The organism is Paenibacillus sp. GM2, assembly GCF_900069005.2.
GTDB lineage: Bacteria > Bacillota > Bacilli > Paenibacillales > Paenibacillaceae > Fontibacillus.
Genome location: NZ_LN831279.1, coordinates 117,723 through 136,347, shown reverse-complemented (window position 1 = coordinate 136,347; position 18,625 = coordinate 117,723). Strand labels below are relative to the sequence as shown.

Here is an 18,625-nt window from a genome sequence, read left to right as displayed (position 1 = left end):
TACTAAGAAAAGGCGATCCATCACGTGATAGAAATCTGCTACTCTACTGCCTGCTCCGCAGCTCCTGGTTATGCCGAATCTTCGCTTCATTGCCTTGCTCCGTCGCTTCATAGAATACCCTCTTGGATATACTGTCCGGCAAGTACTGCTGCTTCACATAATGGCCCGGAAAGTTATGCGGATATTTATATCCTTCATGTCCCAGCTTAACGGCACCTTTGTAATGTGTATCCCGCAGGTGAAGCGGCACCTCCGCCGACCTTACCTCTTCAATCGCCGTCATCGCCTTGTCGATGGCCAACGTCACCCCATTGGATTTCGGGCTCTCCACCGCGAAAAGAATCGCCTGAACGACGTTCAGCTTAGCCTCGGGCCAGCCGTTGTTCCTATAGGCTTGCAGAGCGCTGACCGCCTGCACCATCGCCTGCGGATTAGCCAGGCCGATATCCTCGCTGCTGGCCGCGATCAAGCGGCGGATGAAGGTCATCGGGTCCATGCCCAACTTCTCGACCGCATACAGGAACCAGAACACCGCCGCATCGCTGGAGCCGCGAATACTCTTGTGGAATGCCGATAAAACATCGTATTGTGTGGACTCGTCTGCTTTGACTAACGGACGGCGGATCGATTCCTCTGCGACCTCCAGCGTCACATGAACCGTGCCATCTTCTAGAGGAGGTGTCGTCAGCACTGCCAGCTCGAGAGCGTTCAAGGCCCGACGGATGTCGCCGTTCGCCATCGTGGCGATATGCTGCAATGCATCCTCATCGACCTTGAGCTTCATGAAGCCAAGCCCTTTCTCCTTATCCTCAAGCGCCCGGCGCATTGCCAAGAGCGAATGCTCCTTATTTAGCGGTTCTAGCTGGAATAGCGTCGAACGGCTCATCAAAGCGCCATTTACATAATGGAACGGATTTTCCGTCGTAGCGCCGATGAAAATAATCGTCCCTTTCTCCACCGCTGGCAGAAGTGCATCCTGACGTGAACTGTTAAAGCGATGTACCTCATCCAGGAACAGGATCGTCTTTGTACCGTAAAAGGCTTTATCATTCTGTGCTTTCTCAATCACTTCACGCACATCCTTGACGGAAGCGTCCACCGCATTTAACCGCACGAATTCCGCCTGAGTATGGTTCGAGATAATATGAGCAAGCGTCGTCTTGCCGCAGCCTGGCGGGCCATATAGCAAAATCGATGATACCTGGTCCGCTTCGATCGCCCGCCGCAGCAGCTTGCCTGGCCCAATAATATGCTCTTGTCCGATATATTCATCCAGGGAAGCAGGGCGCATCCGATCCGCAAGCAAGCGGCCTGACGGCTTCTGCTCCTGGCTGTAAGAGAATAAATCCATACCGTTCACTTCCTTGATCTTGTTCCAAATTTAAGGCTCTATAAGTTAATTAAACACTAAACTGACAGAGCTCACACTCCCTCTATTTTAGCACACCAAAAGTAAAAAACATTTATAATCGTTCTTTCGCTTCCAACTGCTGACATTATATGAGTTAATATAGATGTCGGGCCGACGAATCACGTGAAAGGGGGCTGATCGAAGTGATTTCAGTGATTGAGGTGGTTTCCGCGTAACGCGGAAGCTCTAACAGCGAGGGTGGCTTTACAGCCATCCTCTTATTTCCGTTTGAACCAGACTATGCTAATATAAAGGTTATGTACGACAATACTAAATTGCCGAAAGGGGGATTAACGAGCCATGTTGACTTTACTTGACTTGCATACTAAATACGAATTACTGAGCAAGGAGGAACATGACCGTGAATTACAAAAATGGGAAGGATGTGCTTCCCCCTAGGCTGCTGAAGGAGCTCCAATATTATATTCAAGGAGAGCTGCTCTACATCCCCAAACCGGAACGCGCAAAAGCGCATTGGGGAGAACTCAGCGGAACCCGCAAGCAAATTGCCAAGCGGAATGAAGAAATATATTATCATTACCGTACCGGGCGCTCTGTCAAGGATTTGGCTGAAGACTACTACCTGTCCGACGAGAGCATCCGTAAAATATTGTGTAAAATGCGCGCTTCCCTCAAAGAAGTCGCTTCGGTTACAGAATGAAGAACATGAAGAAATGGAAACTAAAAAGACCGTCCGAATATTTACATTATTTCGGACGGTCTTTAATTATACCTTTGGATGAAGAAGAAAATGAGGAAGTATATCTGAATCTTAGTATACCTCTGTCACCACGTACTCAGGAATTTGATCCCCATACAGCAGCCACAGCTCATGCAGAGCCCTTGTGCATCCGACATACAGCAGCTTTGCGTCCTGCGCCCCATAATGCTGCGCATCCACATCCGTAACAATCACGGCATCAAATTCGAGCCCTTTGGACAAATATACCGGAAGAACCGAAATTCCCCCCGCATATTGCGTCTTGTCACCATCGATCAAATTGGCGGCCAATCCCACGGAAGCAAGCGTCTCATACATCCGTTTGGCCTCATCCAACGTTCTTGTCAGAATCGCCGTTGTGCGATATTCGCCATTTAACACCTTGGTTAATGCCTGCTTGATTAGCCCCAGCTTACCCTCTTCCGACGAGGCATGCTCCAGCCGAACGGGATCGCCACTGCGGAATACAGGAACAGCCAGCAAGTCGGTACCCACTCCATGCTTCAATATCTCATTGGCATACTCGATAATTTCCATTGTCGAGCGATAACTTCGGGTCAGAGCGTAATACGCCGTCTCTTCTTGAGCGAACAGCTCCTGCATCTCTTGCCAATCATCAATTCCTTTGTAGTAATGAATGCCCTGCGACAAATCCCCCAATATTGTAAAAGAATGCCCCTTCACAAACCGGTCCAGCACCACCACCTGAAAAGGACTAAAATCCTGCGCTTCATCGATGACGATATGGTCAAAGGTCAACGAGCTGTCCAATTCATTAACTCCAGCAAAAAGGTACAGCAGTGCCGCTAAATCGTCTTCCTGCACAGTTCCGTTCTTCAAGCTGTCCTTCGTCTCTTTCCAGACTGCCGCCGGAATTTGAGCTTGTAAATCCTCGACCGTAAAATCAGCATTTTTCTTCACCTGGAACAGATTCCGGTACAATTGGAACGCATCCAGCTCAGGCCATTTCTTCGCATAAGCCTTCTCGCGCTGCTGCGCCTTCTTCTTCCGATCCTTCAGCGCTGCGGCCGAAGGTGACTTCTTCAGCTCCATTTCAACCCAGCGATGAATCCGGGCCAATACCCTCTCCTTGCGCCGAGCCACCGGATAGTATTTATACTCGCCTTCGAACCACCCCATAATTTCCGCTCGGGACAGCCGGTTGCCGTCCCAAGGCTCAAAATCGACCTGTGGCACACACTCGGCCTCGATCCTCAGCAGATAATTATCCAATAAATGTTTGAACTCCATCGATCCTTTATACCTGCCCGGGTAAACTTGCTCCGCCCGCATTTCTTGCCTCCGCGCTTGATCATCGAACCAGCGCATCAGCCCTGCAGAACCATCTTCAGGTGCTGTCGCAAGTCCGATCACTTTAGCGGCCCAATCCGTAAAGGTACGCTGCTGAATATCGCCAACGCCCAGCTCAGGCAGCACTTCGGAGATATAATCGATAAACATCAGGTTTGGGGCAAATATAACCATTCGCTCCGCCCTTATCTGTTCCTTATACTGATACAGCAAATAAGCCAGCCTATGCAGGGCAACCGTCGTCTTCCCGCTCCCCGCGACCCCTTGAATGATCAGCGCGGTATTTTTCAAGGCACGAATAATCTGATCCTGCTCCGCCTGAATCGTTGAGACGATATCGCGCAATCGATTATCCTTATTCTCACCAAGTCGATAGACGAGAAACTCGTCAGATACCCCCGGAGTGTCGGCATTCTCATTGAAGGTATCTACGACCCGCTCCAGCTTCCTCTGACGGATTACGATATTCCGTTTCAGCGAGACTTTACCTTCGATCACCCCTTCCGGGGCCTCGTATGAGGCGGACTCTCCACCGGTAAAAGAATAAAATAAGCTGGCGACTGGAGCCCGCCAATCAATCACCATCGGCTGTTTGCCCACTGCATCACTCACGCCAGCTTTCCCGATATAGAGCGGCATAAACTCCCTGCCCGTCTCCTCAAAATCCAAGCGTCCAAAATAAGGCTCCTGTGCGGATTGCATCAGCTTCTGGCGCTGTCCTTCTCTGCTTGCCTCAAGCGCCTGCTCCGTGAAATCATCTCCCACATAAACCGGGATGCTCCGCAGCTGCTGCAGCTGTTCATCAATACTCGCCAGGGCACGTTCAAGCTTCCGTTCCTCTTCTTGATAGGCACTTTGAAAATCACTCACTTTCAGTTACCTCCTAAGATAAATTTTGTCAAAAGGAATTCAATTATATCATTGCGTTCCACAAAAAGCGAACAAGAACTTTGCAGCATTACAAAAATAGACGCCAGGGGCTTTGTATTACCACCATAGCGTCTGCTCTTATTATTTATTAGCTTGTTCTTTATCCAAAAGATCCCGTACCGCTACACTAACCATAATCAGACCGACGACCGGCGGAACGAAGGAATTGCTTGCCGGTGGCTGCTTCGCTTTGCGAATCTCTGGTGCATTGGCAGGCACGATTTTCTTCGTTACATCAGCGCGCGGTTTAACCGGCTGCTCCGTAGAGAAGACAACCTTCACCCCCTTCTTGATGCCCAGCTCGCGCAGCTTCGTACGCACCACTCTGGCCAGAGGGTCCATATGAGTCTTGGAAATGTCCGCGACCTGGAATTTCGTGGGATCCATTCGATTCGCCGCTCCCATGCTGGACAACATCGGGATGCCTCTCTTGCGGCATTCAAGGATAAGATGAATTTTATAAATAATTGTATCCGAAGCATCAAGCACATAATCGATATCGTATTTGAACAATTCCTCATAGGTTTCTTCCGTATAGAACATGTTCAAGGCGATCGTCTCACATTCGGGATTGATCAATTTGACCCGCTCACACATCAGATCCGCTTTTTTCTGGCCGATCGTAGTCGTCAGCGCATGAATTTGCCGATTCAAATTGGTTATATCTACAACGTCCTTGTCAATTAGAATAATACGGCCTACTCCGGTCCGGGCCAGAGCCTCCACCGCCATCGAGCCTACACCGCCGATCCCCAGTACCGCTACAGTACTATTCTTCAGAACTTCCAACCCTTCTGCTCCGATGGCCAGCTCTGTCCGTGAAAATTGATGAAGCATGATTCATATACCTCCCATTAGCTCTGACGATAAATTCAATTTCCTGTATGCAAATGAATAGAGGTTGTTTAAAAAGCCCCCTTGGATCACGAAGTAACACTGAGAGCTTATTCGACATCGAATCTTGAATTCAGCCGGGCCTTCCGGTATTCACGTACAAACTACGTACGCTCCACTCCTCACGCCCTAGCTTCATCCACCTTCTCGGTGCTGAAAATCTGACTTTTTAAACACGCACTAATAGTAATAATATATACAGAAGATTGTCCCGTTTGTCATCATATCACCCCGACGCCTCTCTACTCAAGCTTCTTCGCCCGTTTTACACAAATTACATTTAAACAATAGGCTTAGTTGGTGTTTTGGGTTGTTAATAGTACCTAACAGGATCATCGTGGAAAATAAAAAAGGACCTCACCCCGTAAAAGTGGAGTAAGGTCCTGGTGAATATTTCGCTATAAGCAAGCCGTTTGTTCGGAGAGATTGCCCGAGGCTGCTATATTATTTTGCAGCTACAGGAGGCTTTGTTGCCACCTTAATATGGAGCTGCTCCAGCTGAGGCGCATCGACCTCGGACGGTGAATTCATGAGCAGGTCGGTTGCGCTCGCTGTCTTAGGGAATGCAATCGTCTCGCGCAGGTTGGAGCGTCCAGACAACAGCATGACCAAGCGGTCGAAACCAAAAGCGATACCGCCATGTGGTGGAGTCCCATACTCAAACGCATCCATCAGATATCCGAATTTGTCCTTTGCTTCTTCCGGCGACAAGCCGATGGCGTTGAACATCTTCTCCTGAACCTCGCGCTTATAGATCCGCATCGAACCGCCGCCCACTTCATAACCGTTTAATACGAGGTCATAGGCTTGAGCCAGGATTTTGCCCGGGTCTGTATCGAACAGCTCCAGATCCTCCTCGCGCGGACGGGTGAACGGATGGTGCTCAGCTACATAACGCTTTTGTTCCTCATCCCAGCCCAGCAGCGGGAAGTCAACAACCCAAGCAAATTTATAGACATTGTCATCGATCATGCCGAGATCGCGTCCAATCTTCAGACGGAGTGCGCCAAGCACATCGGCGACAACCTTCTTGTTATCTGCGGAGAAGAGCAGCAAGTCGCCTTCTTCAGCACCGGTACGCTCCTTCAGAATCTCAATTTCCTGCTCGCTCAGGAACTTCACGATCGGTCCGCGGAATGTTCCTTCCTTCACCTGTACCCAAGCCAGACCTTTGGCTCCATAACGAGCCGCATAGGGTCCAAGATCATCGATATCCTTACGGCTCCAGGTTCCGCAGCCCTTCGCGTTAAGGATTTTAACCTCCCCGCCCTTCTCAATCACAGAGGAGAATACCTTCACACCGCTAGTTGCGACGATATCGCTAACGTCAACGAGCTCCAGACCAAAGCGGAGATCCGGCTTGTCAGAGCCGTATTTGCCAATAGCATCGGCATAGGTAAGACGCTGGAATGGAGTCTCAATATCGATCCCCTTCGCTTCTTTGAACAGACGTACAACCAGCTTCTCCATCATTTCCAGCAGCTCATCACGCGACAGGAATGAAGTCTCAATATCCACCTGAGTAAATTCCGGTTGACGGTCAGCACGCAGATCTTCGTCACGGAAGCAGCGGGCGATTTGATAATAGCGTTCAACACCGCTTACCATAAGAAGCTGCTTGTACAGCTGCGGAGATTGCGGCAAAGCGAAAAACTCCCCAGGGTGCACACGGCTAGGCACCAGATAATCGCGCGCGCCTTCCGGAGAGCTCTTCGTCAAGATCGGAGTTTCCACTTCGATGAAACCTTCCCCATCGAGGAAATCGCGGAATACTTTTGCTGCCTTGGAGCGGAGCAATAACGTTTTCTGCATTTCCGGACGGCGCAGATCCAAATAACGATATTTCAAGCGCAGCGATTCATCCACTTCTACTCCATCTTCGATGAAGAATGGAGGTGTCTTCGCAGCATTCAACACTTCAATTTCAGTAATATGGACTTCAATGTCGCCGGTGGGCATATTCGGGTTGATCGTCTCGGCGTCGCGCTTTACTACTTTACCGCTGACAGCAAGGACATATTCACTGCGCACTCGGTCAGCAATCTTCAACGCCTCGCCAGAATAAGCAGGGTTGAATACGATTTGCACCAGGCCGCTGCGGTCACGCAGATCGATGAACAGCACGCCACCCAAGTCGCGACGGGTCTGAACCCAGCCGTTCAGCGTCACTGTTTCTCCAATGTTCGCGGCGCTAAGCGTTCCGCATTGATGAGTTCGTTTCATGTTATAAATATCTCCTTTGCATTTTTTAAAGGTTGTTCAAAAAACACATTTGAACACGCACTTTTATGAGAAAAAGCTTACTTGAAGCTCTTGATCATTTCATTACTTCTTCAATTCATTGGCCAGATCGTCCAGTTTCACAGTACGCTGCTCTCCGGTCTCCATTGCTTTCAGCATAATCTCACCGCGCTCCAGCTCGTCATCACCGAGTATCGCTGTGAACTTGGCCTGCATCCGATCCGCCGACTTCATCTGAGCCTTAATCTTGCGTCCCAGATAGTCACGGTCCACCGAGAAGCCTGCCTGACGCAGCTTGGCTGTCTGGATGGTAACTTCTCTGTCAGCCGCTTCGCCCAGTGACACAAGATAAATATCAAGCGGTTTGATCCCGCTGATCCCAATCTCCTGCTTCTCCAGAATCAAAGCGATGCGCTCCAGCCCGATCGCCATGCCGATTCCCGGCTGATCCGGTCCGCCCACTTCGCTGACAAGTCCGTTATAACGCCCGCCGCCGCCAATCGTATCGATCGCACCGATCCCTTGGGCTTTATATTCAAATGCGGTATGCGTGTAGTAATCAAGCCCGCGTACAAGACGAGGATTAATCACATACTCAACCTCCATTGCGGTGAGCAGCTCTTGTACCTTGGCAAAATGCGCCGTGCATTCTTCATCCAGACTATCCAAAATCGAAGGGGCATTCACAAATTTATCCTGATCTATTTTACAATCAAGCACGCGCAGCGGATTGCGCTCCATACGGGACTGGCAATCCTTGCACAGCGTATCCTTCATTGGGGTAAGGAAATCAAGCAGGGTCTGGCGATAAGCAGCCCGACTCTCCGCATTTCCTACCGAGTTGATCTCCACCTTAACATCCTGAAGGCCGAGCTCACAGCAGAACTGATAACCAAGCGCCACTACTTCTGCATCAATCGCCGGAGCTGTCGCTCCGAACGCTTCAATCCCGAATTGGTGGAACTGTCTTTGTCGTCCAGCTTGCGGGCGCTCATAGCGGAACATCGGCCCGATATAGTACAGCTTGCTTACATCCGGCTCACCGTACAGCTTGTTCTCCACATAGGCGCGTACAACCCCGGCAGTGCCCTCCGGACGCAATGTCATGCTGCGATCCCCTTTGTCCATAAAGGTGTACATTTCCTTCTCAACAACGTCTGTCGTCTCACCAACGCCGCGTTCAAAGAGGGAGGTTTGTTCAAAGATCGGGGTACGAACCTCTCTGTAGTTATAACGCCGACATAAGTCGCGCGCTTTCTCTTCGATGAACTGCCATTTTTCCACCGTGCCCGGCAACAAATCCTGTGTACCTGTCGGTTTCTGAAAAGCCATATTATCGATCCTCCATCGTTTATGAATTGCTCGAAAATAAAAAAACTCCCGCCCCTGTCATCAATAACAGGGACGAGAGATTATATTTTCATATCACCCGTGGTACCACCCACATTCCGAATACATTGCACGAGGTTTCGCTCCGTACACAGCATTTATATGCAATATACAAACTCGCCAGCATTCGCTTCATACGGTTAACGCCCGTTAACGCTGCACGTCTACTAAGCATGCAACGGAATACCATTGCAAATGCCTTTCGTCGCCAGTTCTCGGGGAAGTCCTTCCTTCAATCATCAACCGGAATCCTTTCAGCCAGCTGATTCAATGGCTACGAGCGGTGATACCGCCATACAGCCTATTGAACAGTCAGGGATTCTTCTCTGTGGAGGTGGGGTTGAAGTACTCGTCCCGTCATCAAATCGCTATAGGATTCAAAAAGTCCGTTTTGGATCACGAAGTGGCTCAGGAAGTATCTCAGCATCGAAGCATGCATTCACCCGGGCCCTTCGGTGCTCACGTACAAACCGCGTACGTTCAGCTCCAACCCCTGGCTTCATCCATCTGAAGCCTTCCGGAGAAAAGCCCATTGGAAGCCTGGTTTCGGCTACTGTGAGCCAAACTTTTTGAACTCTCATCAAAACAAGGAACAAACTAATATATATTTTTTGATTTTAAGTAACTAATGCGACAAAGTCAAGTCCCCTATACAAGAAAAAAACCTGCTACCAACGGGGTACAGGTTCAAAAGGTATATATTAAAAAGGGGGTCATGTCTTTATTATAAACAGGCTATGTTAAAGGACTGTGAAGCCAATGTTACAGTTAGATTACAAAATATCACAAATTGGCCGATTCAATATAGGCCCCCATAGACCGTAATTTAAGGACTGCCTGCTCATATTGAGCATCACTTACTTTGGCGCTGAGCGTATACTCGAAGCGGTCCGTAGCATCGGCTGCCGCGTCATCCCTTGCGTCATCCCTTGCGTCATTCCTGGCATGATCCCCTGCAGCATCTCTGACCGAATCTCCATGATCCGCATCCGTGCTATTGCTTCCATCCAGATCGTTGCGCACATCGCCGCCCCCCATGTCAATGACAGGGAATAATCCTTGCGCCGACATCGTCCCGGGTCCGGTACCCACTGTAAAACCGTTGTTGCTCATCGGGTAGAAGGCAGGAGCAACCCAATTGCTGCTCGCGACCGAGTCGGTCAATCGCCCGACCTCCACATCATCGGCCTGGAAGGCCATCAAGCTTGCTCTGGCGCCTTCAGCCTCATCCTCATTACGAAAATAAGCTTGTATATGTTTGGACATCCTTGCTCACTCCCTTATAGAGATTGCTTCGAAATATAACGGACAGTACATCCCCTGACTATACGACAATGGCTCAACGACGCGGCAGATATTCGTTAGATGGCCTGAAATCCCGCAAGGATTCGAACTCTTCCTTCTGTCCGGACTTCGCCAGCTTTCCAGCCTCATGGCAACTCCCTACCGGGTGGTGTGAGAGGCTCTGCCATATTTTTGATTTTAAGGATTGGCGCATAACAAACAAGCTCCCTCACTTGAACATCTTCTATGCGGCAAATGCTTGTCCAGCAAGTCGCCATGATGGGTCTCATCTCAGCAACTTTATTGAACCCTCTACATAGAAGGGTATCCAGTGAAGGAGCCCTTTATCCGTAATATACAGCGATGGTTAACTAACGATCAGGCGGTAGGGCTGTCCAGCACAATGGTAACAGGTCCCCAGTTCGTCAGAGCGACGTCCATATTGGCGCCAAATTGGCCAGTCTCCACCACAAGACCTTTCCCGCGCAGCATCTCATTAAAGCGGTTATAGAGAGGCTCAGCCTGCTCTGGTCTGGCAGCAGCGATGAAGCTTGGGCGTTTGCCCTTGCGGCAATCCCCATAAAGCGTGAACTGCGATACCGACAAGATGGCTCCCCCGATATCCGTCACGCTAAGATTCATCTTGCCTTCCTCGTCTTCAAAAATCCGCAATCCGGCAATTTTCTCGGCCAGATAAGCGGCTTCTTTTTCCGTATCCTCATGGGTAATTCCGACAAGCAGCGTCAGACCTTGCCCGATGGAGCCAACGGTCTCACCCTGTACCGTAACCTTAGCTTCTTTACACCGTTGTAAGACGACTTTCATTTCTGCATTAACTCCGTTCTTCTTGTAATCACCTGTTCAGACAAAGTTATTGCATGATCCGGTGTACTGTATAGACATCCTTCACACGCTTGATTCTCTCGACGACAGACTGCAAATGATCTGTGTTGCGAATCAGGATCGTCATATGGACCTGGGCCATTTTATTCTTATCCGAGCGCCCTGACACTGCAGAAATGTTCGTCTTGCTCTCCGATACGGCCTGAAGAACTTCATTCAGGAAGTTGCGCCGATCATGACCCGTGATCTCAATATCAACACTATAGTTGGCTTCGATCGCTCCAACCCATTCGACTTCGATAATGCGCGCTGCTTCTTCACCTTCACCATCATGAGGGATATTCGGACAGTCACTGCGATGTACAGACACGCCCCGGCCCCGAGTGATATATCCAACGATCTCGTCTCCCGGAACCGGATTACAGCATCTGGCAAAGCGAACAAGCAGGTTATCGATCCCCTTCACGACAACGCCATTGGTCGGACGAGATTTGCGAGCCTCCGGCCCCGGCTTCACTTCTTTGATCTCCGAAGTCAGCTCGATGGAATTGCTCTCTTCCTGCTCCTTGCGCAGCTTCTCTGTGAGTTTTGTGCATATTTGCGCTGCTGTAATGCCGCCAAATCCGATCGCGGACAGCATATCATCGATATCGTTAAATGAGTATTTCTTTGCGGCATCCAGCAATTTATCATCCGTCATCCATAACGAGGCTTCGATACCGGCGCGCTTCAGCTCACGTTCAATCGCTTCGCGTCCTTTTTCAATATTCTCCTCGCGCTTCTCTTTCTTGAACCATTGCTTAATCTTACTGCGGGCATGGGAAGACTGCGCAATCTTCAGCCAATCCTGGCTTGGGCCGTAGGAATGCTTTGAGGTCAATATCTCAACGATATCCCCTGTTTTCAGCTGGCAATCCAGTGGAACAATCCGCCCGTTCACCTTGGCTCCGATCGTTCGATTGCCAACCTCCGTATGGATGCGATAGGCAAAATCAAGCGGAACAGAACCCGCCGGCAGCTCGATGACCTCTCCGGAAGGAGTGAACACAAACACCAAGTCGGTGAAAAAGTCCATCTTAAGCGATTCCACGAACTCGGAAGCATCCTTGGCCTCGTGCTGCAGCTCAAGAATTTCATTAAAGAACGTCATCTTGTTCTCCGGTCCCCCCGCATAGCTGCCTTCCTTGTAGGCCCAATGCGCCGCGATCCCATACTCTGCCGTTCGATGCATTTCCCAGGTACGGATTTGCACTTCTGTCGGCTCACCGTTTGGTCCAACTACGGTCGTATGGAGGGATTGATACATATTCGCCTTGGGCATAGCGATATAATCCTTAAAGCGCCCAGGCATCGGTTTCCACAAGGTATGGATAATTCCGAGGGTTGCGTAGCAATCCTTAATATTGTTCACGATAATACGAATAGCAAGCAGATCATAGATCTCATTAAACTGCTTGTTCTTCGTTGTCATTTTTTTATAGACGCTATAGATATGCTTAGGGCGGCCCAATAGATCAGCCTCTACCCCCATTTCCTCCAGCTTCTCTTTAATCCGCCCGATCACGTTCTCGATATATTCTTCTCGCTCTGCCCGTTTCTTGCGCATTAAATTGGCGATTCGGTAATACTGCTGCGGGTTCAAATAACGCAGCGCAATATCTTCCATTTCCCATTTAATGGCCGATATACCAAGTCGGTTTGCAATTGGACAGAAAATCTCCAATGTCTCATAGGCAATACGACGCTGGCTCTCTTCCGATTGATATTTCAAGGTCCGCATATTATGAAGGCGGTCGGCAAGCTTGATCACAATCACGCGAATATCCTGGGCCATCGCTATAAACATTTTGCGATAATTCTCATTCTGCTGCTCTTCCTTGGAACGGAACTTGATCCGCTCGAGCTTAGTCAGACCATCAACCAGCAAGGCGCATTCCGTGCCAAATTGATTCTCGATCTCCTTCAAGGAGACGGTAGTGTCCTCCACCACATCATGAAGAAGCGCTGCAATAATCGACAAAATGTCCATCTGCATGCTAACGACGATATCCGCCACCGCCAAGGGGTGCAGAATATACGGTTCTCCGGATTTCCGCAGCTGGCCATGGTGAGCCTGCTCCGCGAAATCATACGCCTCCCGAATACGAGGAAGATCCGGTTCTTTTATATAGGCGGACGCCTTTTCAAGTAATCGCTCTATGCCCATTGAATCCAGTCCGAGTCCTTTCTATATATAAATCTAGATTGAGATTTGTACGTTGGCGGGCACTATACCCCCATTTTTGATTTCCTATAATTATGACTCTTACATACCTTGCCGTCAACTATTGTGTCTCGATTTTAGCAGCTTGTGGAAGGTTGTGCTGAATCTGTCCGACAGGTTCCCACTATTTTCCCGTTTATTTGAAAATAATGTTTCATCATTGGGAGGAATCATCCCCCATACTGACGAATATCCATATAGCAGAAAATCTCGATTTCATTTCTAATTAGGAGGAATCCCATTCTTATGAACAATGTGAATGTTGATCCATCCTCGACCGGGTTAGACCCCAAAGTGGCCGGTCTTCTATGTTATGTATTCAGCTTCATTTCAGGCATCATTTTCCTCGCTATCGAGAAGAAAAGCCAATTCGTTAAGTTTCACGCGGCCCAATCTCTCATCGTCTTTGGCGCCTTAACCCTAATTAATTTTATTCTGGGCTTCATCCCGATTATCGGAGCGATCATCGCTTTTATTGTTTGGCCGCTTTCTTTTGTACTATGGATTGTACTTATGCTCCTTGCCCTGCAAGGGAAGCAGACAAAGCTGCCTATCGTTGGCGATTACGCCGAACAGCTCAGCAGAAGCTTTTAAAGCGGGTTGAACCTTCATTTAATGAGGTCAATTCAATTCATGATTTTCACTTTTGATAAGAAGGCGAAACCTTTGAAGCTCGTTTATAGACAGGTTTTACCTAATAAAATCTATTGAACCGAAAGGTCCGGATTTGCAGCCAAGCAAATATCGGGCCTTTTTTGGGTTTTGTTGCCCGAACTCCCGCTAATATACGATTGCGAATATTCAACGTCACCTGGGGTATTCTGAAAAATAGCCTAACCCGCTAAAATTGTTGTTGAAAAATGTCGGGTTTGTCCTTATCATATTAGGGATGCCTTAAGAACGTTAAAATTAAATAGAGGAGTGACCCTGCTTGCAACGTGAAATTCAAGTTAATGAGAAAGTTCCTTTTGGGCCTGGCGTACTATTAAGCATTCAGCATTTATTCGCCATGTTTGGCAGTACAGTCCTAGTCCCGAATCTATTCGGCGTAGATCCGGGCATGATCCTGCTGATGAACGGAATTGGCACCCTGCTCTACATTCTTATCTGTAAAGGCAAAATTCCTGCCTATCTCGGATCCAGCTTTGCCTTTATCGCCCCTGTTAGCCTAGTGCTCAAAGAATACCCGGGCCATGGATATTCCCTTGCTTTGGGAGCTTTCATCATTACCGGTCTTATTTTCATCCTTGTAGGATTACTCGTAAAATATGCGGGAACCAAGTGGATTGATGTTGTATTCCCACCAGCCGCTATGGGCGCAATTGTAGCCTTAATCGGGCTTGAATTGATTCCCGTCGCTGCCGGTATGGCAGGATGGATCGCTAAAAATCCGGGAGAAATATTTACTCCAAACGCTACCAATATTACGCTGTCACTAGTAACTCTAGGTGTAACCATTCTCGGTGCCGTACTCTTCCGCGGCTTTCCTAAAATCATTCACATTCTGATCGGCATTGTGGTCGGCTATATCCTCGCCCTTATCCTCGGTGAAGTGAATACAGCAGCCATTGGCGCGGCAAAATGGCTCTCTATGCCAACTGTAACGACACCTCAATGGAATTCGGCAGCCATTATTACGATCATCCCCGTTGCACTGGTCGTCATTGTTGAACATATCGGTCACTTGCTTGTTACAGGCAATATTGTCGGGAAAGATCTATCAAAGGATCCAGGGCTGCATCGATCCTTGCTGGGGAACGGTATTTCCACCGTATTATCCGGGTTTGTCGGCTCCACGCCAAATACAACCTATGGTGAGAATATCGGTGTTATGGCATTAACCAAGGTGTATTCCACATACGTAATCGGTGGAGCTGCCCTCTTTGCCATCCTGCTCTCGTTCTCAGGCAAATTCTCGGCGGTCATTGCCAATATCCCTGAACCGGTTATGGGCGGGGTATCGCTGCTCCTGTTCGGCGTCATCGCCGCTTCCGGTCTACGTATCTTCGTTGAACAGAAGGTCGATTTCTCCAAGGCTACAAATATGATTCTAACTACCGTCGTATTTGTGGTTGGACTTAGCGGCGCTACCTTGAAATTCGGAAATGTGCAATTGAAAGGCATGGCGCTTGCTACGATCGTAGGAATCGTACTCAGCCTGTTCTTCAAATTCATTCAGCATTTCGGCCTCTCGAACGAGAAGGAAGACGCCGCTTAATTTTATAAAATAGACAAAGGGCGGTCTCCAGTAGTGAACTACTACTTTGGGGACCGCCCTTGCTGTATTATTAAAAAGTTGAATTCAGACGCACCTGATTAATAATCATATTTTGCAAGAGAGAATACACGAATGTCCGGCAGCTTCGCACGCCCGTTCAACTCGCTGAGCTCAATCAGAAAAGCCGTGCCTACAACATTGCCGCCCAGCTCGCGAACGAGATTGACGGAGGTCGCAATCGTGCCGCCCGTCGCCAGCAAATCATCAGCGATCAGTACATTTTGTCCCGGCTTGATGGCATCCTTGTGCATCGCTAATTTATCTTTTCCATATTCAAGATCGTAGCCAACCTCAATCGTCTCATACGGAAGCTTGCCGCTCTTGCGGATCGGTACGAACCCCACTCCAAGCGCATAAGCAAGTGGAGCTCCCACAACAAAACCGCGGGCTTCCGGTCCGGCGATGACATCGATCTCCAATTCGCTTACCATCTCTTTAATCGCATTGATTGCTTCCTTGTATTTCTCACCATCATTCAGCAAGGTCGTAATGTCCTTGAAGCTGATGCCTGGCTGTGGGAAGTCAGGAATGACGCGAATATACGGTTTTAAATCCAACAAAATCTCCTCCATCAAAATAAAATAGACTTCAGCGTAAGACTTGAACAAAATTCAATGCTATGAAACCCCCTGCAGTTGACAGGTGATCCATTCCGTAATTTGTGGCACTTCTTCATGAAGCAATATTTGCTCCATCTCGGCAAGCAAGCCTAAGCTCTGATAGCCTGATGCCGATTCTAACGGACGTTTAGATGGCGCAGGATTTACTGCAATCCGTCCTTCGCCGCGAACGATGAAATCCAATTCTACAAATATATCCAGAATAAAATATAACATACGGCGAGAGATTCCAAAACGGGACATTAACTCAGCAATAACCCGTTCTTCCGGACATTCATCCTGGCCAGCATATTTCCTGAGAAATACATAGACCTGCTTGAAACGCTCCCGCGAAGGGGCTTCAATCGTATCTACCGATGAGCGTGGATGAAGCAGAAATACCCGTTCCAGATGAACGAAGCTGGTCAACATTTTATTCCAAATATCCGCCGAATCCGGCAATTCTATTACAAATAATGTTTTTACTGTAACCGCATCCCCGCGATCCGATTCAGACCTGCCAGGGCTAATCCCCAGTTCCTCGTCATAAACCCAAACCGAAGTTCCCTCTAAATGGCCAACCGCGAGCAAATCAGCTCTGCGGCTAGAGACCGCCGCCATCGACCCTGCACTGCAATAGGAGATCTTCAGGATGCTTTGCTGCAATTCCTCGATTTTGGCACCAGGGTCCAGTGGATCGCGATAATCAAACACCTGCAGATGCGGAATCGAAATATCCTGAATAAATAGCTGCGGTTTACGCTGACCGTTCCATTCATTGATCCCGGCTTCTACAACCAAATCAACTCTTGCTTCCGGTGTTAGAAGCTTGAATATTTCCCCTTTTCCAAAAGCAACGGCCTCTATCATACTTCCATCCTGACGGATCGTCAACTTCAAATGCTTGCCATCCTTACCCATCTGCCTATAATCGAGCAGTTCGGCGCCACGAACGAGCAAACGCGGGGAAGGGTTCCCCATGCCAAACGGAGCTAATTGGTCCAATTGCTCAATCACCGGCAGAGTGATCTCTCGCAATCTGCATTCGAGATCCGCCTGCAAGGAGGGGATGAAATGCTCCGGCCTAAGTACGCTCCGAGCAAACTCATTTAGCCTCTGCTCAAACTCTTCCAGACGGTCTCTATGCAATGACATCCCTGCCGCGGAAGGATGCCCGCCATAATGGCCCAGCAGCGCGTCGCAATGCGTTAAGGCTTCATAAATATCAAAGCCCGGGATGGAACGCGCCGACCCCTTGCACTCTCCGCTAGCCGCATCAATGCCCAACACCAGGGTCGGACGGTAGTAGCGTTCCAGTATTTTTGAAGCAACGATCCCGACGACCCCGACATTCCAGCCTTCTCCGGCAACTACCAGCACATCCGGCAGCGTACCTGCAGCTTCTTGCGCCTCGATTCGTTCGAAAGCTTCGCCTACGATATCATCGACAAGCTGCTGTCGTTCTCTATTCAGCAGATCCAGCTTCTCTGCCGCGTCCTCTGCCGCTTCCATGCTCGTTGCAGTCAATACATCAAGCGCGCTGAATGCATGGCTCATCCGCCCAGCCGCGTTGATACGCGGGGCCAGACCAAAGGCTACATTCGTAGAGGTCACTTCTCCCTGATTCCACCCGGCGGTATGAAGCAAGGCTGAGATGCCCGGGAAGGCTGAAGCTGTCATCTGCTCCAGCCCCATGCGGACAAGCACTCTGTTCTCGTCTGTCAGCGGCATCAGATCCGCTATAGTTCCTAAGGCTACCAGTTCAAGCCATGCAGCGGGAGTGTCCTTCCCCAGCAATGCATTGGCTAGCTTGTACGCCACACCAACGCCAGCCAATCCTTTGAATGGATATGAACAATAGGAAAGCTTTGGATTGATCAGCGTATAAGCTTCCGGCAGCTTTGCCGGTGGCTCATGATGGTCGGTAACAATCACATCCATGCCTAACTCGACAGCATAAGCGATTTGTTCCACTGCGCTAATTCCGGTATCTACCGTAACGATCAGGCTGACTCCGTTGTCATGAGCCTGCTTGAGCACATGATTATGTAATCCATAACCCTCCTTTGAGCGATGGGGAATATAAAATTCAAAATTCGCCTGCAGCGTTCGCATCAACTCGATCATAAGAGCAGTTGACGATACCCCGTCTGCATCATAATCCCCGTATATTAATATTCGCTCTCCGGCCTCCACCGCCTTGCGGATTCTTGGAACCGCTTCCTCGATTCCACTCATCTGATATGGATCATGCAGCTCCACTAAGGAGTGATCCAGAAATTTTGCAGCATCCTCTAATTTGGATATTCCCCGCGTCACTAATAGTGATGCCAGCGGAGCCGAAATCTCTAACTGCTGTTGCAGTTGACGAGAGACCTCCAAGTCACAAGGAGATATATTCCAATGGTATTTCGATTGAAGCAATGACTTCACACCCTCTTTCTCCAGTCGATCCCCCGAT

General features: G+C 49.1%; 13 protein-coding genes. 3 read left to right on the top strand and 10 right to left on the bottom strand.

All coding sequences use genetic code 11. The annotated features are described in order from the left end of the window. Window positions 1–43 precede the first annotated feature (43 nt). Window positions 44–1,351, bottom strand: a complete 1,308-nt coding sequence (locus tag BN1360_RS10545) for a replication-associated recombination protein A (RefSeq protein ID WP_068779823.1) — start codon at window positions 1,349–1,351, stop codon at window positions 44–46. Between the two features lie 421 nt (window positions 1,352–1,772). Between BN1360_RS10545 and BN1360_RS10540 the strand changes: the two genes are divergently transcribed. Then, on the top strand, window positions 1,773–2,072 hold the full coding sequence (locus tag BN1360_RS10540) for a CD3324 family protein (protein WP_068779822.1): 300 nt from the start codon (window positions 1,773–1,775) through the stop codon (window positions 2,070–2,072). Between the two features lie 111 nt (window positions 2,073–2,183). Here BN1360_RS10540 and BN1360_RS10535 read toward each other — a convergent pair whose 3' ends face one another. From BN1360_RS10535 to BN1360_RS10505, 7 genes are all read right to left on the bottom strand, one after another. Further along, entirely contained in the window at window positions 2,184–4,313 is a 2,130-nt protein-coding gene (locus BN1360_RS10535; protein WP_068779821.1) for a HelD family protein, read from the bottom strand. Between the two features lie 141 nt (window positions 4,314–4,454). Continuing rightward, window positions 4,455–5,210 carry a tRNA threonylcarbamoyladenosine dehydratase gene (locus BN1360_RS10530; RefSeq protein ID WP_068779820.1) on the bottom strand — a complete coding sequence of 252 codons (756 nt, stop codon included), beginning with the start codon at window positions 5,208–5,210 and terminating at the stop codon, window positions 4,455–4,457. 501 nt (window positions 5,211–5,711) lie between these two features. Further along, window positions 5,712–7,490 carry an aspartate--tRNA ligase gene (aspS, locus tag BN1360_RS10525; protein ID WP_068779819.1) on the bottom strand — a complete coding sequence of 593 codons (1,779 nt, stop codon included), beginning with the start codon at window positions 7,488–7,490 and terminating at the stop codon, window positions 5,712–5,714. Between the two features lie 102 nt (window positions 7,491–7,592). Then, window positions 7,593–8,840: a histidine--tRNA ligase gene (gene hisS, locus BN1360_RS10520; protein WP_179014475.1), complete on the bottom strand. Its 1,248-nt coding sequence runs from the start codon at window positions 8,838–8,840 to the stop codon at window positions 7,593–7,595. 840 nt (window positions 8,841–9,680) lie between these two features. Beyond that, entirely contained in the window at window positions 9,681–10,163 is a 483-nt protein-coding gene (locus BN1360_RS10515; protein WP_068779817.1) for a hypothetical protein, read from the bottom strand. Window positions 10,164–10,559: 396 nt separating this feature from the next. Beyond that, window positions 10,560–11,006 (bottom strand): D-aminoacyl-tRNA deacylase, encoded by a 447-nt coding sequence (gene dtd, locus BN1360_RS10510; RefSeq protein ID WP_068779816.1) that lies wholly within the window; start codon window positions 11,004–11,006, stop codon window positions 10,560–10,562. A gap of 46 nt (window positions 11,007–11,052) precedes the next feature. After that, window positions 11,053–13,230: a RelA/SpoT family protein gene (locus BN1360_RS10505; protein WP_068779815.1), complete on the bottom strand. Its 2,178-nt coding sequence runs from the start codon at window positions 13,228–13,230 to the stop codon at window positions 11,053–11,055. Window positions 13,231–13,533: 303 nt separating this feature from the next. Between BN1360_RS10505 and BN1360_RS10500 the strand changes: the two genes are divergently transcribed. Together BN1360_RS10500 and uraA are read left to right on the top strand one after the other, a co-directional pair. Continuing rightward, complete coding sequence (locus BN1360_RS10500; RefSeq protein ID WP_068779814.1) at window positions 13,534–13,881, top strand: DUF4870 domain-containing protein; 348 nt, start codon at window positions 13,534–13,536, stop codon at window positions 13,879–13,881. Between the two features lie 337 nt (window positions 13,882–14,218). Next, the gene (gene uraA / locus BN1360_RS10495) at window positions 14,219–15,505 is read left to right on the top strand and encodes a uracil permease (RefSeq protein WP_068779813.1); all 1,287 of its coding nucleotides are present in this window, start codon (window positions 14,219–14,221) and stop codon (window positions 15,503–15,505) included. A gap of 98 nt (window positions 15,506–15,603) precedes the next feature. Here uraA and BN1360_RS10490 read toward each other — a convergent pair whose 3' ends face one another. Together BN1360_RS10490 and recJ are read right to left on the bottom strand one after the other, a co-directional pair. Continuing rightward, window positions 15,604–16,122, bottom strand: a complete 519-nt coding sequence (locus tag BN1360_RS10490) for an adenine phosphoribosyltransferase (RefSeq protein WP_068780012.1) — start codon at window positions 16,120–16,122, stop codon at window positions 15,604–15,606. Between the two features lie 60 nt (window positions 16,123–16,182). Further along, entirely contained in the window at window positions 16,183–18,588 is a 2,406-nt protein-coding gene (gene recJ, locus BN1360_RS10485; RefSeq protein ID WP_068780011.1) for a single-stranded-DNA-specific exonuclease RecJ, read from the bottom strand. Window positions 18,589–18,625: the final 37 nt, after the last annotated feature.

What these genes read in the sequence shown, in the direction of transcription:
- BN1360_RS10530 (WP_068779820.1), bottom strand. Translation starts at nt 5,210, where the DNA reads ATGCTTCATCAATTTTCACGGACAGAGCTGGCCATCGGAGCAGAAGGG.
- hisS (WP_179014475.1), bottom strand. Translation starts at nt 8,840, where the DNA reads ATGGCTTTTCAGAAACCGACAGGTACACAGGATTTGTTGCCGGGCACG.
- BN1360_RS10505 (WP_068779815.1), bottom strand. Translation starts at nt 13,230, where the DNA reads ATGGGCATAGAGCGATTACTTGAAAAGGCGTCCGCCTATATAAAAGAA.
- BN1360_RS10545 (WP_068779823.1), bottom strand. Translation starts at nt 1,351, where the DNA reads ATGGATTTATTCTCTTACAGCCAGGAGCAGAAGCCGTCAGGCCGCTTG.
- BN1360_RS10500 (WP_068779814.1), top strand. Translation starts at nt 13,534, where the DNA reads ATGAACAATGTGAATGTTGATCCATCCTCGACCGGGTTAGACCCCAAA.
- BN1360_RS10515 (WP_068779817.1), bottom strand. Translation starts at nt 10,163, where the DNA reads ATGTCCAAACATATACAAGCTTATTTTCGTAATGAGGATGAGGCTGAA.
- aspS (WP_068779819.1), bottom strand. Translation starts at nt 7,490, where the DNA reads ATGAAACGAACTCATCAATGCGGAACGCTTAGCGCCGCGAACATTGGA.
- dtd (WP_068779816.1), bottom strand. Translation starts at nt 11,006, where the DNA reads ATGAAAGTCGTCTTACAACGGTGTAAAGAAGCTAAGGTTACGGTACAG.